Annotated in this window: 19 protein-coding genes, 1 other RNA gene and 1 riboswitch; of the genes, 5 read left to right on the top strand and 15 right to left on the bottom strand. The window is 50.3% G+C overall.

Features of this window, described 5'->3' with window-relative positions:
* Nucleotides 1-16 precede the first annotated feature (16 nt).
* Both IC804_RS17560 and IC804_RS17555 read left to right on the top strand, forming a co-directional pair.
* Nucleotides 17-1,087 carry an ABC transporter permease gene (locus IC804_RS17560; RefSeq protein WP_190300634.1) on the top strand — a complete coding sequence of 357 codons (1,071 nt, stop codon included), beginning with the start codon at nucleotides 17-19 and terminating at the stop codon, nucleotides 1,085-1,087.
* A complete protein-coding gene (locus IC804_RS17555) occupies nucleotides 1,087-1,776 on the top strand; it encodes an ABC transporter ATP-binding protein (RefSeq protein ID WP_008879313.1) in 690 nt (229 codons plus the stop codon). Before IC804_RS17560 ends, IC804_RS17555 begins: the two co-directional genes overlap by 1 nt.
* 460 nt (nucleotides 1,777-2,236) lie before the next feature.
* On the opposite strand, the gene IC804_RS17550 is transcribed toward IC804_RS17555, so the two are convergent.
* Both IC804_RS17550 and IC804_RS17545 read right to left on the bottom strand, forming a co-directional pair.
* Nucleotides 2,237-3,544, bottom strand: coding sequence for a nucleobase:cation symporter-2 family protein (locus IC804_RS17550; protein ID WP_008879314.1), 1,308 nt, complete (start codon nucleotides 3,542-3,544; stop codon nucleotides 2,237-2,239).
* The gene (locus tag IC804_RS17545) at nucleotides 3,544-4,128 is read right to left on the bottom strand and encodes a xanthine phosphoribosyltransferase (RefSeq protein WP_029760862.1); all 585 of its coding nucleotides are present in this window, start codon (nucleotides 4,126-4,128) and stop codon (nucleotides 3,544-3,546) included. Before IC804_RS17545 ends, IC804_RS17550 begins: the two co-directional genes overlap by 1 nt.
* Nucleotides 4,129-4,245: 117 nt before the next feature.
* Nucleotides 4,246-4,347, bottom strand: a riboswitch (purine riboswitch).
* 394 nt (nucleotides 4,348-4,741) lie between these two features.
* Here IC804_RS17545 and IC804_RS17540 point away from each other — a divergent pair.
* The 3 genes from IC804_RS17540 to IC804_RS17530 are packed head-to-tail and all read left to right on the top strand — an operon-like array spanning nucleotide 4,742 to nucleotide 7,046.
* On the top strand, nucleotides 4,742-4,903 hold the full coding sequence (locus IC804_RS17540) for a cytochrome c oxidase subunit 2A (protein WP_008879316.1): 162 nt from the start codon (nucleotides 4,742-4,744) through the stop codon (nucleotides 4,901-4,903).
* 21 nt (nucleotides 4,904-4,924) lie between these two features.
* On the top strand, nucleotides 4,925-5,395 hold the full coding sequence (locus tag IC804_RS17535) for a cytochrome c oxidase subunit II (protein ID WP_008879317.1): 471 nt from the start codon (nucleotides 4,925-4,927) through the stop codon (nucleotides 5,393-5,395).
* 1 nt (nucleotide 5,396) lies between these two features.
* Nucleotides 5,397-7,046: a b(o/a)3-type cytochrome-c oxidase subunit 1 gene (locus IC804_RS17530; protein ID WP_029760864.1), complete on the top strand. Its 1,650-nt coding sequence runs from the start codon at nucleotides 5,397-5,399 to the stop codon at nucleotides 7,044-7,046.
* A gap of 94 nt (nucleotides 7,047-7,140) precedes the next feature.
* Here the strand turns inward: IC804_RS17530 and IC804_RS17525 are convergent, their stop codons facing one another.
* The 13 genes from IC804_RS17525 to IC804_RS17470 all read right to left on the bottom strand — a co-directional run bounded on the left by IC804_RS17525 (nucleotide 7,141) and on the right by IC804_RS17470 (nucleotide 23,067).
* The gene (locus IC804_RS17525) at nucleotides 7,141-8,646 is read right to left on the bottom strand and encodes a carboxypeptidase M32 (protein WP_060475816.1); all 1,506 of its coding nucleotides are present in this window, start codon (nucleotides 8,644-8,646) and stop codon (nucleotides 7,141-7,143) included.
* 117 nt (nucleotides 8,647-8,763) lie between these two features.
* Nucleotides 8,764-10,701: an ATP-dependent DNA helicase gene (locus IC804_RS17520; protein ID WP_008879321.1), complete on the bottom strand. Its 1,938-nt coding sequence runs from the start codon at nucleotides 10,699-10,701 to the stop codon at nucleotides 8,764-8,766.
* A 130-nt stretch (nucleotides 10,702-10,831) separates the two neighbouring features.
* Nucleotides 10,832-11,968: a THUMP domain-containing class I SAM-dependent RNA methyltransferase gene (locus IC804_RS17515; protein ID WP_029760867.1), complete on the bottom strand. Its 1,137-nt coding sequence runs from the start codon at nucleotides 11,966-11,968 to the stop codon at nucleotides 10,832-10,834.
* Nucleotides 11,969-12,110: 142 nt separating this feature from the next.
* An RNA gene (gene rnpB, locus IC804_RS17510) (RNase P RNA component class B) lies at nucleotides 12,111-12,508 on the bottom strand.
* Nucleotides 12,509-12,608: 100 nt separating this feature from the next.
* Nucleotides 12,609-12,905, bottom strand: coding sequence for a cell division regulator GpsB (gene gpsB / locus IC804_RS17505; protein WP_008879323.1), 297 nt, complete (start codon nucleotides 12,903-12,905; stop codon nucleotides 12,609-12,611).
* Nucleotides 12,906-13,144: 239 nt separating this feature from the next.
* The gene (locus IC804_RS17500) at nucleotides 13,145-13,381 is read right to left on the bottom strand and encodes a CotD family spore coat protein (RefSeq protein WP_078172623.1); all 237 of its coding nucleotides are present in this window, start codon (nucleotides 13,379-13,381) and stop codon (nucleotides 13,145-13,147) included.
* A 199-nt stretch (nucleotides 13,382-13,580) separates the two neighbouring features.
* Nucleotides 13,581-13,715, bottom strand: a complete 135-nt coding sequence (locus IC804_RS18945) for a hypothetical protein (RefSeq protein WP_255505869.1) — start codon at nucleotides 13,713-13,715, stop codon at nucleotides 13,581-13,583.
* Nucleotides 13,716-13,805: 90 nt separating this feature from the next.
* Nucleotides 13,806-15,080 (bottom strand): ribonuclease H-like domain-containing protein, encoded by a 1,275-nt coding sequence (locus tag IC804_RS17495; RefSeq protein WP_008879325.1) that lies wholly within the window; start codon nucleotides 15,078-15,080, stop codon nucleotides 13,806-13,808.
* Between the two features lie 112 nt (nucleotides 15,081-15,192).
* Entirely contained in the window at nucleotides 15,193-17,493 is a 2,301-nt protein-coding gene (locus IC804_RS17490) for a DEAD/DEAH box helicase (protein ID WP_008879326.1), read from the bottom strand.
* Between the two features lie 259 nt (nucleotides 17,494-17,752).
* Nucleotides 17,753-18,538 carry an IclR family transcriptional regulator gene (locus IC804_RS17485; protein ID WP_008879327.1) on the bottom strand — a complete coding sequence of 262 codons (786 nt, stop codon included), beginning with the start codon at nucleotides 18,536-18,538 and terminating at the stop codon, nucleotides 17,753-17,755.
* A 164-nt stretch (nucleotides 18,539-18,702) separates the two neighbouring features.
* Complete coding sequence (locus IC804_RS17480; protein WP_011887305.1) at nucleotides 18,703-19,482, bottom strand: fumarylacetoacetate hydrolase family protein; 780 nt, start codon at nucleotides 19,480-19,482, stop codon at nucleotides 18,703-18,705.
* Nucleotides 19,479-20,705 (bottom strand): NAD(P)-dependent malic enzyme, encoded by a 1,227-nt coding sequence (locus tag IC804_RS17475; RefSeq protein ID WP_060475815.1) that lies wholly within the window; start codon nucleotides 20,703-20,705, stop codon nucleotides 19,479-19,481. Before IC804_RS17475 ends, IC804_RS17480 begins: the two co-directional genes overlap by 4 nt.
* A gap of 178 nt (nucleotides 20,706-20,883) precedes the next feature.
* A complete protein-coding gene (locus tag IC804_RS17470; protein ID WP_081157383.1) occupies nucleotides 20,884-23,067 on the bottom strand; it encodes a malate synthase G in 2,184 nt (727 codons plus the stop codon).
* Between the last annotated feature and the right edge of the window lie 33 nt (nucleotides 23,068-23,100).

Genomic DNA, 23,100 nt, shown 5'->3' with positions numbered 1-23,100 from the left:
AAAATTACGATTTTCAATGATTGGGCTTATTACTGTCCTGATTGCGTGGTTGGTATTCATTCTTTCGGGACTGGGTAATGGCCTTTCCACTCTTAGTGCAGCAACATTTAAAAATATGAATGCCCATTATGTAACTTTTGAAGAAGGATCGAGAGCCTCTATGAGCCGATCGTTATTGAGTGAATCATTGGTAAAAGAACTGGAAAACCAAACTAATGTTACAGCTGCATCAGCAATGGGTGCAACCATGGGAACTGTATTTAAGTCTGCTTCTGCTGATAAAGTAAAAGTAGATGTTGCCATCTTGGGAATCACACCTGGCAGTTTTCTAGAACCGAGTGTGATCGAAGGCAAGCCACTTCAAGCAGATAAGCCTTTAGAAGTTATAGTCAATGATACGTTAAAGAAAAAAGGCTTTAAGATTGGTGATACGCTGGAAATAGAAGGCTCATTAGAAAAAGTGAAAATTGTAGGGTTTGTTACAAATGAAACATACAACCATTTACCGGCTATTTTTACTACTCTAGATAAATGGCGCTCTATTCAATTTGCAGCACCGGGCTCTGATAAAGGAATTGAAAAACCTGTAAATGCCATTATGCTGCAAGGGGAAAATATTGATCCAGAGAAATTAAATAAGCACTTCAAGAATACTGAAACAGTCACCAAGGCCGCAGCCATACAAGGAATGCCTGGTTATAAAGAAGAGAATGGCACAATTATGATGATGCTCGCCTTCCTTTTGGCTATCTCGGCATTTGTAATCGGAGTATTCTTTTATGTACTTACCTTGCAAAAGTCGAATCAGTTTGGCATTTTAAAAGCCATTGGTGCCAGCAATCGTTTTCTCGGAAAAGCTATTGTATCTCAAGTATTTCTATTATCATCAATTAGTATTGTGGTAGGAATCTTGTTAACTTATGGGACAGCCCTTATTCTTCCGGATGAAATGCCATTTTCACTTGATACTAAATTAGTTGTTGTTTATGCCCTTTTATTACTTGTAGTTTCGATTTTAAGTTCCTTGATTTCCGTTCGAAAAATTACAAAAATCGATCCGCTTCAAGCGATTGGGAGGATGGAATAATGTCCGTAATACAATTCAAGAATGTCTCTAAACTGTATCAACAAGGTGAAAATCAAGTTCTTGCCCTTGATAATGTCTCCCTAACGGTGGAACAAGGTGAGTTTATTGCTGTCATTGGTCCATCAGGTTCAGGTAAAAGTACATTTCTAGCGATTGCAGGTGCATTGCTTCATGCAACGAAAGGTGAGGTCATCATTAACGGTAAGAGCCTGAATGAATTAAAACCTAAGGATTTGGCCCAATTACGGCTCAAGGAAATCGGATTTATCTTACAAAACAGTAATCTCGTCCCTTATTTAAATGTTCTGGAACAATTACTTGTCGTGAAAAGAATGTCAGGGAAACTTGTAAAGGAAGATAAGGAATTCGCTAAAGAATTGTTACAAAGCCTCGGTTTAGCAGCAAAAATGGAAAAATTACCCGAACAATTATCAGGAGGAGAACGCCAACGAGTTGCAATTGCTCGAGCTTTTATAAACAATCCTTCTATTATTTTGGCAGATGAACCAACAGCAAGTCTTGATTCGAAAAACGCCCATGAAGTGGTTCAACTCATAGCAAAAGAAACAAAAACAAGAAACAAAGCAGCGATTATGGTTACCCATGACGAACGAATGCTGGAATACTGCGATAAAGTGTATAAAATGGAAGATGGCAAACTAAAACGCGATGATTCTTTCAGTTTTTAAGATGTAACACCGAACAAGGATCCCCGTTCTGGGGGAGAGTAGTCATTATTTCAGAGGTTGCTTCGACTTTGAAACCAAATAAATCATCATTTACTTATAGCAAAACCCCTGCTTTTAATGAGTAGGGGTTTTGTTTATGAATCGGGAAAGAAACAAGAGTAAGCATGTTAAGTCCTATTATATTCATATAACAGAGATGTAATCTCACGAAATTCAAATAATTACCAGATCAGAATTGAACTTCAAACTCGCTTTTTCAAATTTTCACAAAAACCTCATTTACTTTTGATATGGTTCACCACACATTATCTAAACACATAGTTGATTTTTTTCATGGCAAATAAAAAATGTCACCCCCGTTTTCTTAATCAATCTGATCAGAAAACGTTGATGACATGTAGACGACACTCTAACATATTTTGAGTCTAAATATGTTGGATATTTAGAAAGGACAACACGATTAGGAAATTTTTTGTTCCTGCAACGGCAATGTAGCCGATCTTCTTACCTTACCGAAATGGAAGACTGCATTTAAGATGATGGCCGTCATGCTGCCGGCGACGATGCCGCTATCCGTCAAAATGCGGAGGCCGGCCGGGAGCTCGGCGAATAAGTTCGGTACCGCCGTCACCCCGAGCCCCACGCCGATCGAGCAAGCGATAATCAGCAAGTTTTCTTGCACAGTCAAGTCGACTTGGCTCAACATTTTCACGCCATAAGCGATGACCATGCCAAACATGGCGAGCATCGCCCCGCCGAGCACCGGGGCTGGAATGATCGTCGCCACAGCGGCGATTTTCGGCACAAATCCAAGCAAGATGAGAAACAGAGCGGCGGCATAAATGACGTTTCGCGTTTTCACCCCCGATAATTGAACGAGGCCAACGTTTTGCGAGTATGTCGTATACGGAAACGCATTTAGCAGCCCGCCGACGATGATCGCCAACCCTTCGGCGCGGTAACCGCCCGCCAAATCCTCATCCGTCAACCGGCGACGGCAAATATCAGACAACGCGAAGTAGACGCCGGTCGATTCGACGAGGCTGACGATAGCGACCAACACCATCGTCAAGATGGCCGAGCCATGGAATGATGGAACACCGAAATAAAACGGCTGCGGCAGATGAACCCACGATGCTTCGGTGACAGCCGTCCAGTCTACTTTTCCCATCACGGCCGCGACAACAGTGCCGGCGGCCATTCCAAGCAAAATGGCAATCGAGCGAATGAAGCCTTTGAAACAGCGGTACAATACAACAATGAGCGCGAGCACGCCAAACGACAGCGCCAAGTTAGTTGGATCGCCAAAATCTTCTGCTCCTTGTCCTCCGGCCATATTGTTCACAGCCGCCGGAATGAGCGTCAAGCCAATAATTGTTACGACCGAACCGGTGACAACCGGAGGGAACAACGCCCGCAACTTGCCGAAATACGGGCTGATGAGCACGACGACAAGCCCAGCGCAAAGGATCGAACCATATACGGCTGTCATTCCGTATTGACCGCCGATGGCGATCATCGGCCCGACCGCCGTAAACGTACAGCCAAGCATGACCGGCAAGCCGATGCCAAACAACTTATTCTTCCATACTTGCAAAAACGTCGCGATGCCGCACGTCAATAAATCAACGGCTACTAAATAGGTGAGCTGCTCTCCCGATAGCTGAAGCGCACCGCCGACGACAAGCGGAACGACGATCGCCCCGGCATACATTGCCAATACGTGCTGAATGCCTAATGACCCGATTTGCCACCATTTCATTTTCATCAGCTCATCACCTCTTCGTGAAATCGAATGACGCCATCGCTGAGCGAGGCGATGCGGGCGAGCGAAACGACGCGGAATCCTTGCGAACGAAGGAGCCGGCCGCCGTCTTGAAACGCTTTTTCAATGACAATACCGATGCCGACAACATCCGCTCCAGCTTGACGGACGACCTCCACCATCCCGAGCGCCGCTTGGCCGTTGGCTAAAAAGTCATCGATAATCAGCACCCGGTCACTGCTATCCAGTAGCGGCCGGGAAACAATGATTTCGTTCGTCTCCTTCTTCGTAAAAGAATATACTTCCGCGCGATACACTTCACTAGTCATCGTCAGCGGTCGCCGCTTGCGGGCAACGACAAGAGGCACACCGAGCTCATAGGCAGCCATAAGCGCCGGGCTAATACCGGATGACTCAAGCGTTAGCACTTTCGTCGGCCGCTCACGGTGAAACTGAGCAGCAAACTCCTCACCGATCCGTTTCATAAGGTGCGGGTCGACTTGATGGTTTAAGAAGCGGTCGACTTTGAGCACTCCGTCCGCGACGACCTCCCCCTCGGCGGCAATTTTCTCGAGCAATTCGCGCATACTGATTCCCTCCAATAAAAAAAGCTTAAAAAACACCGGCCTCACCCATTCCATGAGTCAGGCAATGTCTTTTAAGCCGAAGCAAAACGGAAGGCACAAGGCGGCCATGACCGCCTCCCTCCTGACATTGCCACTCATAGTCAGCCGATTTACGGTCGGCTGGTAGAGACTCGCAAGCCGTATTCTTGCGATTATATGAGTGAGTCAGCGTGATTCATTTATTAGCAGTATACCATGAGCGACAGCGGTTGAGAAGCATTTTTTACTAAAAAAGACGAACATTGATGGATAAAAAATGACAATTATTCGCTTTTACCCTTTTACTATCATTCATTTATCATTCTCATTCTTCTCATTAACAAAACCGATGCCAGCTACGCCACAACGAAGAACCATCATTCATTGCAGCACCTCTTTTTTTTCCATCTTGTTCATACATTTTTCACAATCGTCACCATTTGTTCAAACTTCCTACATCATTTTTGTGAGAAAAGTCACTGTGACCACAGTTTCCTACAGTTATGATAGTGTCAAAGCAGGGAAATCCGCCGGTTGGCACTCCTGCCTCACTACTGTTCTGGGGGATGAATTTGAAAAAGAGGAGGGATACAGCATGGCAAAACCGGAGTGGACAAAAACGACTACGACGATCCAGCAAACGAAAAAAGAGAAAGAGCCGGGTCTCGGCGGCACGCTGGCGTCCGTATTTTTGCTCGGCTTTTTCATCATTTTCGCTTGGGTCAGCGTCTACTTTTTATTTCTAAACCGGATATAAGCGGCGAAGGAGGAACTTGATGTGCACATTCATAAGTACGAAAAAATTTGGCTGACGTTTGGTATCGGCTGTCTCGTTGTCTTCTTAACCGTCGTCGGTGTGAGCGCTTTCGCTGCCGGACAGCAGCCGCCAAGCTGCCTGACGACAATCGATCCAGAGAAAGTAGACACGACCCCGCCATTTGATCAGCCGGGTCTTGTCAAAAAAGGAGAGAATGAATACGAACTGAACATCGTCGTTGCTGCCTTTTCCTTTACACCAAATGCAATTGAAATTCCAAAAGGAGCAAAAGTGACGATTAACGTTACTTCGAAGGATGTTATCCATGGATTTCAAATTCCAGGAACAAACATAAACATGATGGTCGAACCTGGCTACGTCAACAGCTTGACGGCTACGTTTGATGAACCGGGCGAATATACGATCCTTTGTAATGAATATTGCGGCGCCGGCCATCATATGATGACGGCACGCATTAAGGTGGTGGAGTAACATGGTACAACCGTTGGAAAAAGTCGATCGCCGCGACGCCAAACTGGCGTTGGCGCATTTATTTGTCGCTTTTATCGCTCTCGGATTAGGCGGCTTTGCCGGCTTATTGCAAACGCTCGTCCGTTCCGGCAAGTTTGAATTGCCGGGTGGCATCAGCTACTATACGATTTTAACAACGCACGGCGTCTTGCTCGGACTTGTACTGACGACCTTTTTCATTATCGGCTTTCAGTTTGCTGCTGTCAGCCGCACGGCTGGGGCATTCACGGACAGCACGCGCCGGGTCGGATGGATTGGTTTTTGGCTGATGACGATTGGAACAGCCATGAGCGCCTTTTTCATCCTCACGGGGCAAGCGGCTGTATTGTATACATTTTATGCCCCGCTGCAAGCGCATGCCGGCTTTTACATCGGTTTAGCGCTTGTTGTCGTCGGCAGCTGGGTGAGCGGTTTTGCGATGTTTGCCCATTATGCGCGCTGGCGGAAAGCGCATCGCGGCCAGGCGAGCCCGTTGTTGACATTCATGTCAGTAACGAATATGGCGCTATGGCTCATCTGTACGCTCGGTGTTGCCGCAACCGTCGTCTTTCAGCTTATCCCATGGTCGCTCGGGCTCTCTGAACGGGTGAACGTGCTGTTAAGCCGGACGCTGTTTTGGTATTTCGGGCATCCGCTCGTTTACTTCTGGCTGTTACCGGCGTATATGGTTTGGTACGCCGTCATTCCGAAAGTGATCGGGGGCAAAATGTTCTCCGATTCGCTCGCACGGTTAGCGTTTATCTTGTTCTTGCTGTTTTCGATTCCGGTCGGTTTCCACCATCAATTGCTTGAGCCGGGGATTTCACCGTTTTGGAAATACGTGCAAGTCGTCTTGACGTTTATGGTCATCATTCCATCATTGATGACGGCGTTCTCCATGTTTGCGACGTTTGAATCATACGGCCGCTCGCAAGGAGCAAAAGGCTTGTTTGGCTGGCTGCGGAAACTGCCGTGGGGAGATGCGCGCTTTTTCGCACCGTTTGTCGGAATGCTGTTTTTCATTCCGGCCGGTACAGGCGGGATTATTAACGCCTCGCATCAGCTCAACCAAGTCGTCCATAATACGATTTGGGTGACTGGGCACTTCCATCTGACGGTGGCGACAACCGTTGTCTTAACATTTTTCGGTGCATCGTACTGGCTCATCCCGCATTTGACCGGTCGGGTGCTGACGAAGGCGATGAACCGCCTTGCCATCATTCAAACGATCGTTTGGGCCGTCGGGATGACATTTATGTCCGGCTCGATGCATTTTGCCGGTTTGCTTGGGGCACCGAGACGTTCAGCGTTCTCAACGTACGGCAATTCGCCGCAAGCACTTGAATGGATTCCGTACCAAATCGCACAAGCTGTCGGCGGAACGATCTTGTTTATCGGCATTATTCTCATGCTCGTCATCGTCATCAATTTGGCGTTTTTCGCTCCGAAAGGCGAAACAGAATTTCCAGTCGCCGAAGCGGCCGCCCCGCAGGAACGGGTCGTGTTGGTGTTCGAAAACTGGAAACTTTGGATCGGCATTGTCGTTGCGCTTATTTTGATCGCATATACCGTTCCGCTCATCGACATTATTCAAAACGCCCCGCCAGGGTCGAAAGGATATAAATTATGGTAAAAGCTATCCCCCTCTTCGGTGTGAAGAGGGGGATATTGTTTGAACTGCTTCCACGTCGTCTCGCTTGGATCCGAAGACTTCCTCAGCAACGATGTTACAGTCTGTAAAGAGGTTTATATTTCGCTTCCAAGTATTGAATTAAATAATCGGCATTAAGCGGTTCCCCCGTCGCATCACGCACAAGATCAAGCGGCTTTTTGGTTTTGCCGAACCGATGAATGTTGGCCGTCAGCCATTCACGAATTGGCGTGATGTTCCCTTCCTCAAGCAATTGGGCAAGATCCAACTCTTTTTCGAGCGCCTGTTTAAACTGCGCCGCGTACATATAGCCGAGCGCATAGGATGGAAAATAGCCGAAGCTGCCACCTGACCAGTGGACATCCTGCAAAACGCCGACCGCATCATTATGTGGACGGATGCCAAGATATTGTTCATATTTCTCGTTCCATACGTCCGGTAAATCAGCAGCCTCGAGCTCTCCGGCAAACAGCTGCTTTTCTATTTCGTATCGAACCATAATGTGAAGCGGATACGTCAGCTCGTCAGCCTCAATGCGAATCAGCGACGGCTTCGCCTCATTGATCGCCCGATAAAACGCGTCAAGTGAAACGTCCGCAAACTGTTCCGGTGCGTATTGCTGCAAACGTGGATAATGCCGTTTCCAAAACGATGGATGACGGCCGATCATATTTTCCAAAAAAAGTGACTGCGATTCATGGATGCCCATCGACGCCCCACTCGCGAGCGGCGTGCCGACAAGCGCTTCAGAAATGTGCTGTTCATAGAGGGCATGGCCGCACTCGTGAATCGTACCGAAAACAGCGGTGCGAAAATCGCGCTCATCATACCGTGTTGTGATGCGTACATCGTTCGGATTAAGCCCGATCGCAAACGGATGGACCGTCTCATCAAGCCGCCCTTTGCCGAAATCGTAGCCGAGTTCCCTGAGCAACTCCAAAAGAAAGGCGCGCTGCTTTTCCTTTGGAAACGGCGCAAACAAAAACGACGTATCCGGCTTATCGGACACAGCAGAAATGGCGTGCACAAGGGGAACGATGCGTTCGCGCAATTGACCGAACAATCCGTCAAGCAACTCAACCGTCATGCCCGGCTCGTACTGATCAAGCAGCGTATTGTACGGATGCCCTTCATATCCCCAATAGCTGATAAAGCGGCGCTGAAACTCGATGATTTGCTCCAAATACGGGCGAAAACGGGCAAAATCGGCGGCCGCTTTTGCTTCTTCCCAGACGCTTTCCGCCTTTGAGCAAAGCACGACATACTCTTTATACTCATCAACTGGAATTTTTTTATTCCGTTCATACTCTTTTTTGCATTCATCAAGCGTATGTTTTGTCACTTCATCAAGCTGTTCATACACCTCTTTTGGCGACAGCTTGGCGATAAACGCTGCCATTTCCTCTGAAGTGGACATTTTAAACGCTTCTTCCGACAGCATGCCGATCACTTCAGAGCGCTGCTCCACCCCTTTTTTCGGAGCACCGGTCCGCAAATCCCAATACATTAAATTGATGGCCTCATGATACCCCATCATTTTTTTGACATACTGCAAAAACTGTTCTTCCATTCGCTTCACCATGCTCAGTCCCCCTATTCGTTTTGGATGGCCGTATCATCATTTCCATAACTAGGTGCTCTTTTCCTCCTTGATCGCGAAGAAACGTCATTTTTCACCAAAAGAAAAGAGGGAAGAACGCTACTCTTCCCTCACAGATGTTGGCAAGACCGATTTGATCGCAGCGATGACCTGCTTGTCTTCCTGGTCGGTAACAAAAATGGAGACGATGCCGCGATCATCGCGCGTGCGGATGAGCCGTCCGACCCCTTGGCGGAGACGGAGAAGCATATACGGGACATCGACATCCCAAAACGGATCGCTATATGCCTTCCGCTTCGCCTGAAACACTGGATCGTTTGGCGGATATGGCAGTGACCAAATGATAACATTGGACAGCGACGATCCCGGAATGTCAAGCCCTTCCCATAAATGTTCCGAACAAAGCACGGTTTCTTCGTTGCGTTGGAACTCGGCGACTAAATCGCTAATCTCGCGGTCGCCTTCAAACAAAAATGAGAACGGTTCCCCGGCCGCCGCTTCTTTAAACTGAAGCAGCTCCTCGCGCGTTGGAAACAAGATGAGCGCCCGTCCGCCCGTTTCACGCAATTTCTTCATCGCATAGGCGTATTTTTCAGCAAACAGCGCCTCATTAGCGCGGAACGTCGGCATATAAATGGTCATTTGCTCGTCATAATCAAATGGCGACGGCACACTGAACGATAAATAGTCATCGATCCCTAAGCTGTCAGCCATATATTGAAATGACTTGCCGTTCGATAACGTCGCCGATGAGAAGATAAACGGCATGCGTTTCGCAAACACTTTTTCACGCAGTACTTCTTGCACAGTGTGCGGCATGACAACAAGTGTGGCCTCTTGGCGCGACGACTCGAGCCACGCGATGGCATCAGCGCTTGTTAAAAACAAGTCGAGCAAATAGTGAATTTGGTCTAAGTATTCGTCAACAATATTCAGCTGATAATGGTCAATCGTATACGTTTCACTTTCAAACACGAGCTCATTGCCGATTCTAACGATTTGGTCACGCAGCCGCTTCGCCCAGCGCTCGGGCTGCGGCGACGGTGAAATTTCTTTCCGGTTTGAGCCAGGGATGTCTTTCGCGCACGCTTTCAATTCGGTAAAAAAGCGCCCACTCGTTTCGATGGTTTCTTCAATTAAATAGGCGAGTTCTTCGCGAATATCGTTTTCAAGAAGCCGCGTCAGCAACATCTCAAGCGTCGTCTCTTTCATTCGGTATGTAAGCGCCTTTTGTGCGGCAAACTCAAGCAAGTGTCCTTCGTCGAACACGACGCAGCTCGCCTCCGGCAAGAGCGGCAGTTGTCCTTCCCGCTTGCGCGCCTCGTACGTCCACACATGCTCCATATAAAAGTCGTGTGAACAGACGATCAAATCGGCCGCTTTCCGGTAATAGTCGCGCCAAAGCGTCTGACCGCAACGGTGCCGCTTTTCACACGTAAAACAATCTTGAAACGGATCCCAGGCGATTTTTTTCCATTGCTCATCGGTTAAATGGGCGTATTCTTTCCGGTCGCCGTAACGATAAAACGACTGCATCGTTTTATTGTCATGGACGAAAGCCGGCAGATTGTCATAAATTTGTTCATATAGCTCAATATCGCCATCGTCGTATGTCGTCACTTCTTCAAGCTTGTTTAAACATAAATATTGATCGGGTGATTTCGCCAGTCGGACATCAATATGCAGCCCGAGCACATTGGACAATTTGGCGATATCTCCTTCTTTTTTGACGAGCTGCTCAATAAGCGTTTCATCTGCACAGGCGATGATGGCCGGCTTGCCGGTATAACGTGCGTAACAAATCGCGTATAGCAAGTAGACGATCGTCTTCCCTGTACCGACTCCGGCTTCGGCAAACATCACCTTTTTTTCGCGAAATGCGCGCTCGAGCTGGAACGCCATATAAACTTGCTCATCGCGCAGCTCAAAGCCGGCCTCCGGCAACGTATCGTAAAAGACATCACCGATCCACTGGCTGAGCTTATCAAAAAAGTTTTCGTTTTTTTCTAACAGAAACGGATAACGTTTATGGCTCATCACCGCCACCCCTCCAATTGACATAAAGTCCCCCGGCATCATCATGCATAAGCGCGCAACCACATCGTTGCGCGCCTTAATTCTAGTAACAAGATTATATTATGATGGATGACCGTCGAGAAGTCAACTTCTAGCTTCGGCGTGGCGGCCGCGGCCCCCAATATTGATAGTAATGCGTCTCAATAAAGCCATTAAACAGCTTGCGCCGCTTCGTCGCCGGGCGGCCATAATGAGTTTCAAAGCCGCGATGGGCAGTTAAAATGTATACCGACCATGTGTCTAAGGCGGAGAAAGTGCGGCCGATGGCGCGGTAGAGGGCTTCGACCTCCCGCCGTTCGCCGAGCCGTTCACCGTATGGCGGATTACTGACAATCACCCCGTACGATTTATCTGTCCGAAACTGTTCCGCCCGTCCTGTTTGAAAAGAAATGAGATCGGCCAACCCAGCTTCGGCTGCATTCGCCTTGGCCATTTCCACCATGTGTGGGTCAAGGTCAATCCCGCAAATATCCAATGGCTCATCATAGCGTGCCATATCTTCCACTTCTTGGCGTGCTTCATTCCATGCGCGCTCCCCGATCCAAGGCCATTGTTCAGAAACGAAATCGCGGTTAAACCCAGGGGCGATGTTTTGCCCGATGAGCGCCGCTTCGATGGCGATCGTGCCCGAACCGCAAAACGGATCGACAAACGGGCGATCCGGCGTCCAGTTCGTGAGCAATACTAAGGCAGCGGCAAGCGTTTCCCGAAGCGGCGCTTCTCCTTGACGAGCACGGTAGCCGCGCTTATGCAACCCGACACCGCTTGTATCAATTGTCAACGTGGCAATGTCTTTATGAAGGGCTACTTCAATGCGGCAAAGCGGGCCGGTTTCGGGAAACCATGACAGGTGGTAGCGCTCTTTTAAACTTTCCACGACCGCTTTTTTGACGATAGCTTGGCAGTCTGAAACGCTAAACAACGTCGACTTCACCGATTTCCCGATGACCGGAAACTCAGCGTCTTTCGGCAAATAATCAGCCCACGGCAATGCTTTCGTCTGTTCAAACAGCTCCTCGAACGTCGTCGCTCGAAATTCGCCAACTTTCAGTTTCACGCGGTCGGCGGTGCGCAGCCAAAGGTTGGCTCGGCAAATGGCGAGCGCATCGCCTTCGAACGTCACTTTGCCGTTCTCCACCCGGCATTCGTAGCCGAGCCGTCGCACTTCTTCGGCAACAACCGACTCGAGCCCCATCGCAGCCGTCGCAATGATGGAAAATGATTTCATTCTATTCCCCCTCGCAAACGGTATGTATCGCACCAATTGGACATACTTCCATTATATCCGCCTAGTTGCGAAAAACACGCAAACGAAAAGCCCTCCTTCATGCAGGAGGGCTTTTCACGCTTCCATCACCACGTTAATCATGTTCTGTAAGCCATGTTCTGTACCTTCGTACTGCCAACGGCTTTTCGCCTCGTACTCCGGCGGTAATCATCTATCTACAGGCAACACGCGTCGCCTGTCCTTCCCTCCGTTCATTTCCTTCGGGAAGGTGCCCCTACCATCATTTGGGTTTCTCGCTCGTGGGGTTTACCGCGTTCCACCTCTAAGGTTTCCCTTAGAGCTCCGTCACTGTGGCACTTTCAGGGTAATCGAACCATATCCGCATTCGGACGTAGGTTCTTTCCCCGCCGTCAGCCCAGCCGAAGCCAGACTGCCCTAGCTTATGGATTCGCTAGGCACGAACACTACGGGCATCTCAGCACCGTGCGAGCATGGACTTTCCTCTACGGCCGAAACCGGCCGCAGCGATTACCCGAACATGATTAACGTTGCGAGCATCTTACAGTATAGATGATTTTTCGAATGAAATCAAGAGGGAAATTTTGTTATTTTTATATACTGACCTTGTTCTTCAAACTATCTATTCATACAGCTTCCGGCCGAACACATGTTTCTCTAAGTTCGACAGGCGCTGCAAAATATCGTAGTTCGTCGTTCCTGTCGGCGTGGTCGGCCGCTTTTGCAACTCCTCAACTTGCCGCTTCAGTCGGGCATTTTCTTGGCGCAGCTCGTCAAGTTCTTGCTGGAACGCCTCGTAATCTTTAATAACGATGTCCAAAAATTGATCCACTTCGTCTTGATTGTACCCCCGCATACTTACCTTAAATTCCTTTTCCAAAATGTCTTTTGGTGTCAGTTTTACCTGATTGGCTGACATGGCTTTTCACCTCAATCCGCATTCAACAATCATCTTTCCTTTATTTTTTCAGAAATTACGCCGGTTGTCAATTGATGTTTGTGCTGCCGAACACGTAGAATCAGACAACATAACGCTAGAAGGCAACCTTCCTGCCCGCGCGGAAAAACGCTCGCTAACCAAGACGACACAACCGGCAGCGTTGGCCATTCGCCGCCAAAAAAAACAGAAGCCGACGAAGCGGCCCCTGTTTTTCACATCTAGTATCTAGCTGGAAACGGCCCCATCGGCCCCGAACAACACAAGTGCCGGTTGGCGTCCTGAGCAACAGCCGATTCCGTATGCGGGAAATAATGACGATGTTCATACAAGTGATGAAAAACGTGTGTTGTGTGTGATGGGTGAATGTGTGGTACAATCGTTGCTTGGAAATGGTGTTGAACACGGCATAGAGGCGGATGGACGATCGGCGCCGTCACATACGGTGGGCAATGCATAGCATCCTTCTCCTTTCATCATCTAAGCTATTGATTGACAATACTAGCCTATGATGAACAGGTCGGTCTTGTACTAGTGTAAGCACCCATTTTATACATAATGACAGCCGCACTTATTCCTCCGCCCCGCGATTTCAAGACGCCGCGCAACCCGGTTCGGCCATAGCCTCATTTGGGAAAACGTTCACGAATTACTGCGTTAATACACATAATGGAAAACGACAAACGTCAAGCCAATAACAATAAAAAAGAGGTACAAAATTTTTTTGTACATGCTCCGCATCGCGCTCTTCTCCCTGCCATCGTTTTCGTTCACTCCGATGCCATTGTACACATTTTTCTTTTTTTCTACAAGATTCGAAACGAAAAGGAAAATTTTTTTATTTTTCTGTCATATTTTGCGCTTGCCAGGGAAATGGGCCTATCATTTCCCTAACTTATTTTTCTTGCGCGTTAACCGCTCAAGCCGCTTGCGCCACTCCTGTTCCTCCTTCTCCATGCCTTGCCGACTTGCTTTGGCAAGCGAGCGCCAGGCTTCATACGCTGCGGCGGCATAGCGGTGCGCTTCGGCTGCATCGCGAAAATGATGCTCATACGCTTTTGCCAGCTCAAGACCGGCTTTCGTCTTCCAAGAGGCGCTTCCATGATTGAACAAGTCGCGCCAAATGGCAACCGCCTCTTCATAGCGCCTTTCTCTCCGATACAAAAGCGACAGCTGCCATTTCGCCGCCTGCGCTTCTTTCACCTCTTTGCTGCTCGCTTGTTCATACACGCCCCGAGCAGCCGCCGTTTCCCCCACCGCTTCGAGCCAACGGGCCGCGGCCAGCTGCTCCCGCGGGTCAGAGATCTGCATCGCTTCGAGCAACTGAATCGATAAATGGATGTAGAGCGCAATGAGCGACAACACGTCTTGTTCGTTGTGGCGCAATACCGGCATAATCCGATCCGGATGAGGCGTTTGCAAAAATTCCTGGTATATCATCGGTGCCAAAAAGCCGGGCACATCATCATCCCGCTCAATCTGAAGAATGTGCTTTTCGACCTCCGCTAGGCGAAGCGAATCGAGCTTGTCTTTCCATAAACGACGAGCGGCGTGATACAAATCAAAGTGACCAAACGCCGGCAGCTTCGGCACCATGTCGCGGACAAGGGCATGGCGTGTTTTTAGCCGCGGCCAGTCGAACGCCTTTCCATTATACGTAACAAGAGTCGTATAGTCGACATCGGATAAAAAGCTTTGATACAGCGCCACCTCCGCCCCCGGATGCGGCAAAACGTGCTGGCGGATGATGATGCGATCGCCAAGGACGCGGGCATGGCCGAGCAGAAACATGACCGTTCCCACTCCGCTTGAAAGCCCCATCGTTTCTGTGTCAAAAAAGAATAGGTCGCTAACAGCGAATCCGCGGCACGAGAGCGGGTGGGAAAACGACGCTTCCTGCCAGCGCCGGTGCACATCATGCAGCGCCCCAAGACGGTAGCAGCCATGCTGATAATCAAGCGGGTACACCGTCTCCCGGATGAGGCAATAATCCCCGGCAAACCAGTACGGCTTCGTCCCGTATTCCTGCCAAATGTCAACATAAGGCACGTCCGTCGCCCCACGTTCGCTCGGTTCCATTTCGTTCTTTTCATCCGCCGTCTTTTTTTTGTGCCGAGCGGCAAGCAGCTCTTTCCACTGCGACAGCTTCGGTTTCATTCACCCTCCTCCTTTCCGCTCGCTCTCTTCCTCCTATAAATTTAGCGCGCGAACGCTCAAGAAAGCCGCTTTAGTTTCCCCGCCCGCTGGCACTCAAGCTTGGCGACGCCACTCAGTTTTCTTCACAACTGCGGTGCGAAACAAGCGAGCCGCTCCATACTGCAAGCTGTTCATCTAAAAACTGAATAAGCTCACGCTTCACCGGCTGCCCCCCTGTGTCGGAAACGCCGATGCATGACGGGCAACCATCGCTGCACGGACAGCGCTTCACCCATTCCTTTACGTTCTCGAGTATTTCTTCATACCGTTCAAATACAGCTTCCGATAAGCCGACACCGCCCGGATAGCGGTCGTAAAGAAAAATCGTCGGCCGTCCGGAGTGCGGCGCCTTCAGCTGTGGAACAACGTGAACGTCCGAGCGGTCGCACATGACAAAGATCGGAACAAGATGGCTGAGCACGTTGGCGAGGCCGACAAGCAAATGTTCGAATAATGCTGGGGAAAATTCCGATGGAACTTCTTTCCATTCAAACCATGCTGCCGACGTATGAAGCGTTTCTTCCGGAAGGCGAATCGGTCCCGAGCCGATATTTTCAAACGTTGACAGTTTCAATTTTTTAAAAATCGTCGCCATCGCCCGGACGGACACATCACCGTAGTGCACCGCCATCGCCCCGCGCTCTTCGCTCCGGTCATTAGACAGCACGTCAAGCTGTACAGCCAAATTGGCATCGGTGAAATACTCGACATCGACTTGGCGGACGTACGCTTTTTTCTCCTCCCAGTCAAGCTTTTCAACCTGATATTGCGTCCCTTCGTGCAAATAAATCGCTTCTTCATGGAGCAGCGTCATGGCGCTGAAGCGGTCCATTTCGCCGATGACGCGGTGGCGCGCTATATTTGAAATATCGATGATTACCACATTTTCCTGGGCCGCCGAGCGCAAGCTAATGTTTTGCGCCGGAAAGGCATCACTCATCCAATGCCAACGCCCGGCCCGCTCATGAAGCACTCCTTGGTCGACCAGAAAGTCGAGCACGTCTTCAACGTCGATGCCGCCAAACGTCTCGCCGCGCCGGAACGGAAGCTCATATGCGGCACATTTCAAATGATCGACCAAAATGAGCATATTGTCTGGATTGATGCGGGCCGTCTCCGGAGAACGGGCGAAAAAGTATTCCGGATGGGAGACGATATATTGGTCAAGCGGACTCGAGCTGGCAACCATAATCACAAGCGAGTCGCCATGACGCCGTCCGGCACGCCCGGCTTGCTGCCACGTGCTGGCGATCGTTCCCGGATAGCCGGTCAAAATGCACGCCTGCAGCTGGCCGATATCGACGCCAAGCTCGAGTGCGTTCGTACTGACCACGCCGATAATGTCCCCATTGCGTAGCCCGTTTTCAATGGCACGCCGTTCATTCGGCAAATAGCCACCGCGGTAGCCTCGAATCGTCGTTTCGCCAATCCGTTCCTTCACCGCCGCCTGCAAATGGCTCAAAATGAGTTCGGTACGGACGCGGCTGCGGGCAAAAACAATCGTCGGGATGCGATTGACAAGCAGTTGCCGTGCTAGTTCCACCGCTGTTTTTGTTGCGCTTTGGCGAACGTTCATCGTCCGTTCGACGACCGGCGGGTTGTAAAATACGATATGTTTCCGCCCGCGCGGTGCCCCGTTGTTGTCAATGAGCGTCATCGGCTCGCCGGTCAACCGCTCAGCCAGCTCTTGCGGATTAGCAATCGTTGCTGACGTACAAATAAATGTCGGCTGGCTGCCGTAAAACGCACATATTCGTTTTAAGCGGCGGATGACGTTTGCCACATGGCTGCCAAACACCCCTCGATATGTATGCAGTTCATCGATGACGACATAACGCAACTGTTCAAACAGTGAAATCCATTTCGTATGATGCGGCAAAATCGCCGTATGAAGCATATCCGGATTCGTGATTACAATATGGCCGGCTTGGCGGATTTTTTGCCGCAACGCCGGTGCTGTATCGCCGTCATATGTATAGCTATAAATCGGCACGTCCATCTCAGCGATTATTTCGTTCAATTCATTTTTTTGGTCTTGAGCGAGCGCTTTGGTTGGAAATAAGTAGAGGGCGCGGCTTTCGGGCGCTTTGGCGATCGCCTGAAGCACAGGCAAATTGTAGCAAAGCGTTTTTCCGGAAGCAGTCGGTGTCACAGCAACAACATTCCGCCCGCTTTGCACCGCCTCATACGCCGCCGCTTGGTGCGTATAAAGCGAGGCGATGCCGCGCGCTTCAAGCGCCGCGCGCAGCCGCGCGTCGATCTCGGCTGGAAACGGGACCGTATCAGCTTCTTTTGGTTCGATTTCGTGCCAATACACGACATTCGGATCTTGGCGGAGCTGTTCGATCCATTCAGAAAGCGTCTGTTTTTTCACGTTGCAAATCACCTCGTTTCTATTTTACAAGAAATAAGAGAGAATAGCCTACTCCTTCTATTTGCATGGCAAAAAACAGCGGCAGCCAAAGCAAACTGCTCTCCCCATGCCCCTTCCCCTGTCTCTGCTTGCCCCGTGATGCTCACGGAAATAGCCCGTGTGGAGTTTTTGATACAACGCTTATCACCTATTAGATGGCATGCCTCGCCATGATGTACTGTCGACGCTATAGCCGGCTACAGAAAAAAACGCCCAGCTGTTACAGCTGGACGGAATGGGCCGATCGATGGCCAAGCCGAGCAGAGAGTTCCTTGCCGATCTGGCGCATGCGCATAGCGAGCCCGGCGATACGGTCATCCGTCATGCGAATCGTCGGGCCGGAGACGCTGACAGCAGCAACAACACTGCCGGTGTAATCAAAAATCGGAACAGCCACACAACGGATGCCATACTCGTTTTCTTCCAAATCGAGTGCATATCCGTTTTGCCGGACGGAATCGAGCTCACGGAAAAACGCCTCGCGGTCCGTGATCGTCAAATCGGTATGCTTGGGCAGCCCTTTCCGATCGATGATCTCTGCGGTAACTGTTGGCGGCAAATAAGCTAAAATCGCCTTGCCGACCGCTGTACAATGCATCGGCGCCCGCTTGCCGACTTTCGAATGCATGCGCAGCGTTTCCGTTCCCTCTAATTTTTCAATATAAATGACTTCCCCTTGATCATAGACGACGAGATGGACGACTTCGTTCGTTTCTTTTTCAAGCTGGCGCAAATACGGCCGCGCCTCTTGGCGCAAATCGATCGAATCAAGCAATTTCGAGCTAATTTCTAAAAACTTATAACCGAGCTTATATCGCTCTGTTTCCGGATGCTGCTCGATATAACCATGCTGGGCGAGCGTCGTTAAAATGCGGTACACTGAGCTTTTGTTAATGTCCATTTGTTTAGCGATTTCCGTAACACCCAGCCCATCTTTTTTCGTGCTGACGATGTCAATAATCTGAAGTGCCCGGCTGACAGACTTGACGATATTCTCTTTTTCCATTTTGTTCACCTCGATTTGTTCTCTCCACTCGCCATTATACACGAACGGCCGGGCGTTTGCAGGCGCCTCGGCAGCGGTGGGCACAGAAGGCGACGCCGTGTCACGTCGGGCACTACGCCGATAAGCGCCTCTCCTAAACAGCGGAACATAGCGTGTGATCCTTGCTAGGAGGAGACGGCCGGCGCTTTGGCGGCGACGAACGTATTGCGGAGCGTGCCGATGCCGTCCACTTCGCACTCAATGACAGTTCCCGGACCGACAAGCTCAGCGCCGACTGGGCTTCCCGTTAAAATGACATCACCCGGCTGCAGCGTCATCACAGAAGACAAATACGAAATCATTTTGCTGATCGAGATAATCATCAGCTCGGTCGGACTGTTTTGTTTTTCCTCGCCATTGACCCGCGCTTTAACCGACACCGACCGTGGCTCGAGTTCCGTTTCAATAACCGGCCCTAGCGGTGTGAACGTATCGAACGATTTTCCAACCGTCCAATGCCCATCTGGATGGAAAAATTGTGGCGCAGTGACATCGTTGGCGACCGTATAACCAAAAATGTACGCCCATACGTTCTCCTCGCTCACTTGTTTTGCCTCTTTGCCGATGACAACAGCCAGCTCAGATTCAAACTTCACTTCGTCGATTCCGTTTGGAATGACAATGTCCGCTTCCGGACCGATGACCGATGAAGACGGTTTAAAGAAAAAGACAGGAATGTCCGGCAGTTGAGCCGGCAGTTGTTCACGCGCTGCCACGTAGTTAGCGCCAATGCCGATCACATGGCGCGGCACAAGCGGTGCCACAAACGAAACGTCATTGCAGTGAAATACGTTGCCGGTATAATCCCAAGCCGTAAACATGTCTCCTTCAATTTCACGGATGACTTCGCCGCTCACTACACCGGTGCGAATCTCGCCAGCGGCGATAAAACGGGCAAACTTCATTGGTGGTTACCCCTCTCTAACAAGGTTTTTCCCTCATATTTCTCCTTGTTCCGAGCCACCCCGGTCTCGATGGCAGCACGGGCAACAGCAGAAGCGACCGCCGCCACAACACGTTGGTCAAACGGGTTCGGGATGACGTACTCCTCAGTCAGTTCTTCCGGCTGAATGAGCCCGGCGATGGCTTCGGCAGCAGCGATTTTCATCGCCTCGTTAATTTGCGTCGCCCGCACATCGAGCGCACCGCGGAAGATGCCGGGGAACGCCAGCACATTGTTCACTTGGTTCGGCAAGTCTGAGCGGCCGGTTGCCACGACGGCAGCGCCTGCGGCTTTCGCCTCATCCGGCATGATTTCCGGCACCGGATTGGCCAAGGCGAATACAATCGCCCCCCGGTTCATCGACCGAACCATTGCCGGCGTCAGCGCACCGGCAACTGAGACGCCGATAAACACGTCGGCACCTGAAATCACCTCTTCCAGCATCCCGGAAACACGGCGCTGATTCGTCTGTTTTGCTAATTCCTCTTTCATGGCATTCATACCGTGTGGGCGCCCTTCATAAATCGCGCCTTTTGTATCACAAACAATGAGGTCGCCGACCCCGATCGACAACAGCAGTTTGGCGATCGCCACCCCGGCAGCGCCTGCACCGTTGATGACAACCCGACAATCGGCGAGCCGTTTGCCGACAACTTTCAAGGCGTTCGTCAGCCCAGCGGCGACGACAATAGCCGTACCGTGCTGATCATCGTGAAACACAGGGATCGCCATTTCTTGGCGCAGCCGCTCTTCAATGATAAAGCAGGCAGGGGCGGAAATATCCTCCAAATTGATACCACCAAATGTTGGCTCGAGCAGTTTGACAGTTTGGATGATTTGTTCTGGGTCCTCGGTGTCTAAGCAAAGCGGCACCGCATCAATGCCGGCGAACGCTTTAAACAAGGCGGCTTTCCCTTCCATCACCGGAAGCGCCGCCCGCGCACCGATGTTGCCGAGCCCGAGCACCGCAGTACCGTTGGAAACAACGGCGACGAAATTGCCTTTTATCGTATAGTCATACATCTCATCTTTGTTGGCGTAAATTTCTTTGCACGGTTCAGCCACTCCCGGCGAATAAATGACGCTTAAGTCATTTGCATCCACAACAGGCACTTTCACTTCAACCGACAGTTTTCCTTTTGCCTGTCGGTGGACAAGTAATGCTCGTTCCCGCAAATTTTCCATAACCAATCCCTAGCTACTAACCTCGTCCCATCTATGCCGCCTTCATGCTGCTTTGCGTTCTGTAACCGGCCAGTAGCAACTAGGAGCTGCCCCCTTTCTATTATTTTTTGAATTTTCTAATCAATAAGAGTAGGAATGAACAAGGGCGCTCGGCCCTTGTTCATTTGCAATGGATCGCTTACTGTTGAACGGCAGCAAATTTTGCTTTTGCTTCTTGGCGGCGACGATGCAAAATCGGCTCCGTATAACCATTTGGCTGTTCATAGCCGAGGAACACGAGATCGCATGCCGCTTGGAACGCCACTGAATCGTCGTAGTTTGGCGCCATCGGGCGGTAGTTCGGATCGCCGGCGTTTTGTTCGTCGACGACTTTCGCCATCCGTTTGAACGTCTCCAACACTTGCTCTTTCGTGCAAATACCGTGGTGAAGCCAGTTGGCGAGAATTTGACTCGAAATGCGGAGCGTGGCCCGGTCTTCCATCAATCCGATGTTGTGGATGTCCGGCACTTTCGAGCAGCCGATCCCTTGGTCAATCCAACGGACAACATAACCTAAAATGCTTTGGCAGTTGTTGTCGAGCTCTTCTTGAATTTCGTCCGCCGTCCATTGCGGGTTGTCGACAACCGGAATTTGCAAAATGTCGTCGCGATAATCATTCCGATCATTGGCCAGCTCATTTTGTACGGCAGCAACGTTCACCTGATGATAATGGAGCGCATGGAGCGTAGCAGCAGTCGGAGACGGTACCCATGCGGTGTTCGCGCCGGCTTTTAATTGCGCACCTTTTTGTTTCAGCATTTCCGCCATCAAGTCCGGCATCGCCCACATCCCTTTACCGATTTGTGCCCGGCCGCGGAATCCGGCTGCGAGCCCGACCGCCACGTTCGATTTTTCATAGCCGGCCAGCCATGTCGACGACTTCATATCGTTTTTGCGCCGCATCGGTCCTGCTTCCATCGATGTATGAATCTCATCTCCAGTCCGGTCGAGGAAGCCGGTATTAATGAAGACGATGCGGTCGCGCACTTCGTAAATGCAGTTTTTCAAATTGAGCGATGTCCGCCGTTCTTCATCCATAACACCAATTTTAATCGTATTCCGCTCAAGGCCGAGCATATCCTCGACACGGTCAAACAGCTCATTGGCAAATGCCACTTCTGCCGATCCGTGCATTTTCGGCTTGACGATGTAAATCGAGCCTTTGCGCGAGTTCAAGTAGCGCGTGTTGCCGATGAGTGAATGTTTCATGATTAAGCTCGTAACTACCGCATCGATGATTCCTTCATACACTTCTTCGCCGTTCGCATCCAAAATAGCGTTGTTTGTCATCAAATGGCCGACGTTGCGCACGAACATGAGCGAACGACCCGGCAGCACAAGCTCCCCGCCATCTGGCGTTTTGTACTCACGATCCGGATTCAAGGTGCGCGTCAGCCGTTTCCCGTTTTTCTCAAACGTCGCCGTCAAATCGCCTTTAATCAACCCGAACAAGTTGCGATACACGACCACTTTGTCCTCGGCGTCGACAGCTGCGACCGAATCTTCGCCGTCCATAATCGTCGTCACGGCCGCTTCTAAGACGATGTCTTTGATGCCGGCTTTATCTGTTTTGCCGACTGGATGTTCACGGTCGATTTGAATTTCAATATGAAGGCCGTTGTTTTTCAGCAACACCGCCGTCGGGTTTTGCGGCTCGCCTTGGAAGCCGATGAGTTTTTCCGGCTCTTTCAGCCCTGTCGTCGCCCCTCCTTCTGTCGTCACGACAAGCTTCCCATCAACAATGGCGTATTGGACAGCATCCTTATGGGAGTGTTCCACAAGCGGTACTGCTTCATCTAAAAATTGCCGCCCGTAAGCAATGACTTTCGCTCCGCGCACCGGGTTGTACGACGAACCGCGCTCGGCGCCGTCTTCTTCACTAATGGCGTCCGTGCCATACAGCGCATCATACAAGCTGCCCCAACGGGCGTTGGCAGCGTTTAACGCGTAGCGGGCGTTCGTCAGCGGAACGACGAGCTGCGGCCCTGCTTGCACGGCAATTTCTTCATCGACATTGTCAGTCGTAATCTCAAAATCCTCCACTTCTGGCTCCAAATAGCCGATGTCCGTTAAAAACGCTTTATATTCATGAAAATCAAAGCGGCCGCGGTGTTCTTTATACCACTCATTCAATTTCTCCTGAATCTCGTCGCGACGCGCAAGCAACTCTTTATTGCGCGGCGTCAAGTCGGCGATCAGCGCGGCAAAATCGCTCCAAAACTTGTCTTGGTCAAGTCCGCTGTTCGGCAACAGCTCCTCATTGACAAACTCATACAACACTTTCGCGACTTGAATTGTCCCCGCTTGCACATACTCAGTCATCGTTTCTTTCTCCTTTCTTGTTTCTTATTGCGA

This window comes from Geobacillus sp. 47C-IIb, assembly GCF_014679705.1.
Classification (GTDB): Bacteria; Bacillota; Bacilli; order Bacillales; family Anoxybacillaceae; genus Geobacillus; species Geobacillus thermodenitrificans.
This window is presented reverse-complemented; position numbering and strand designations above follow the sequence as displayed.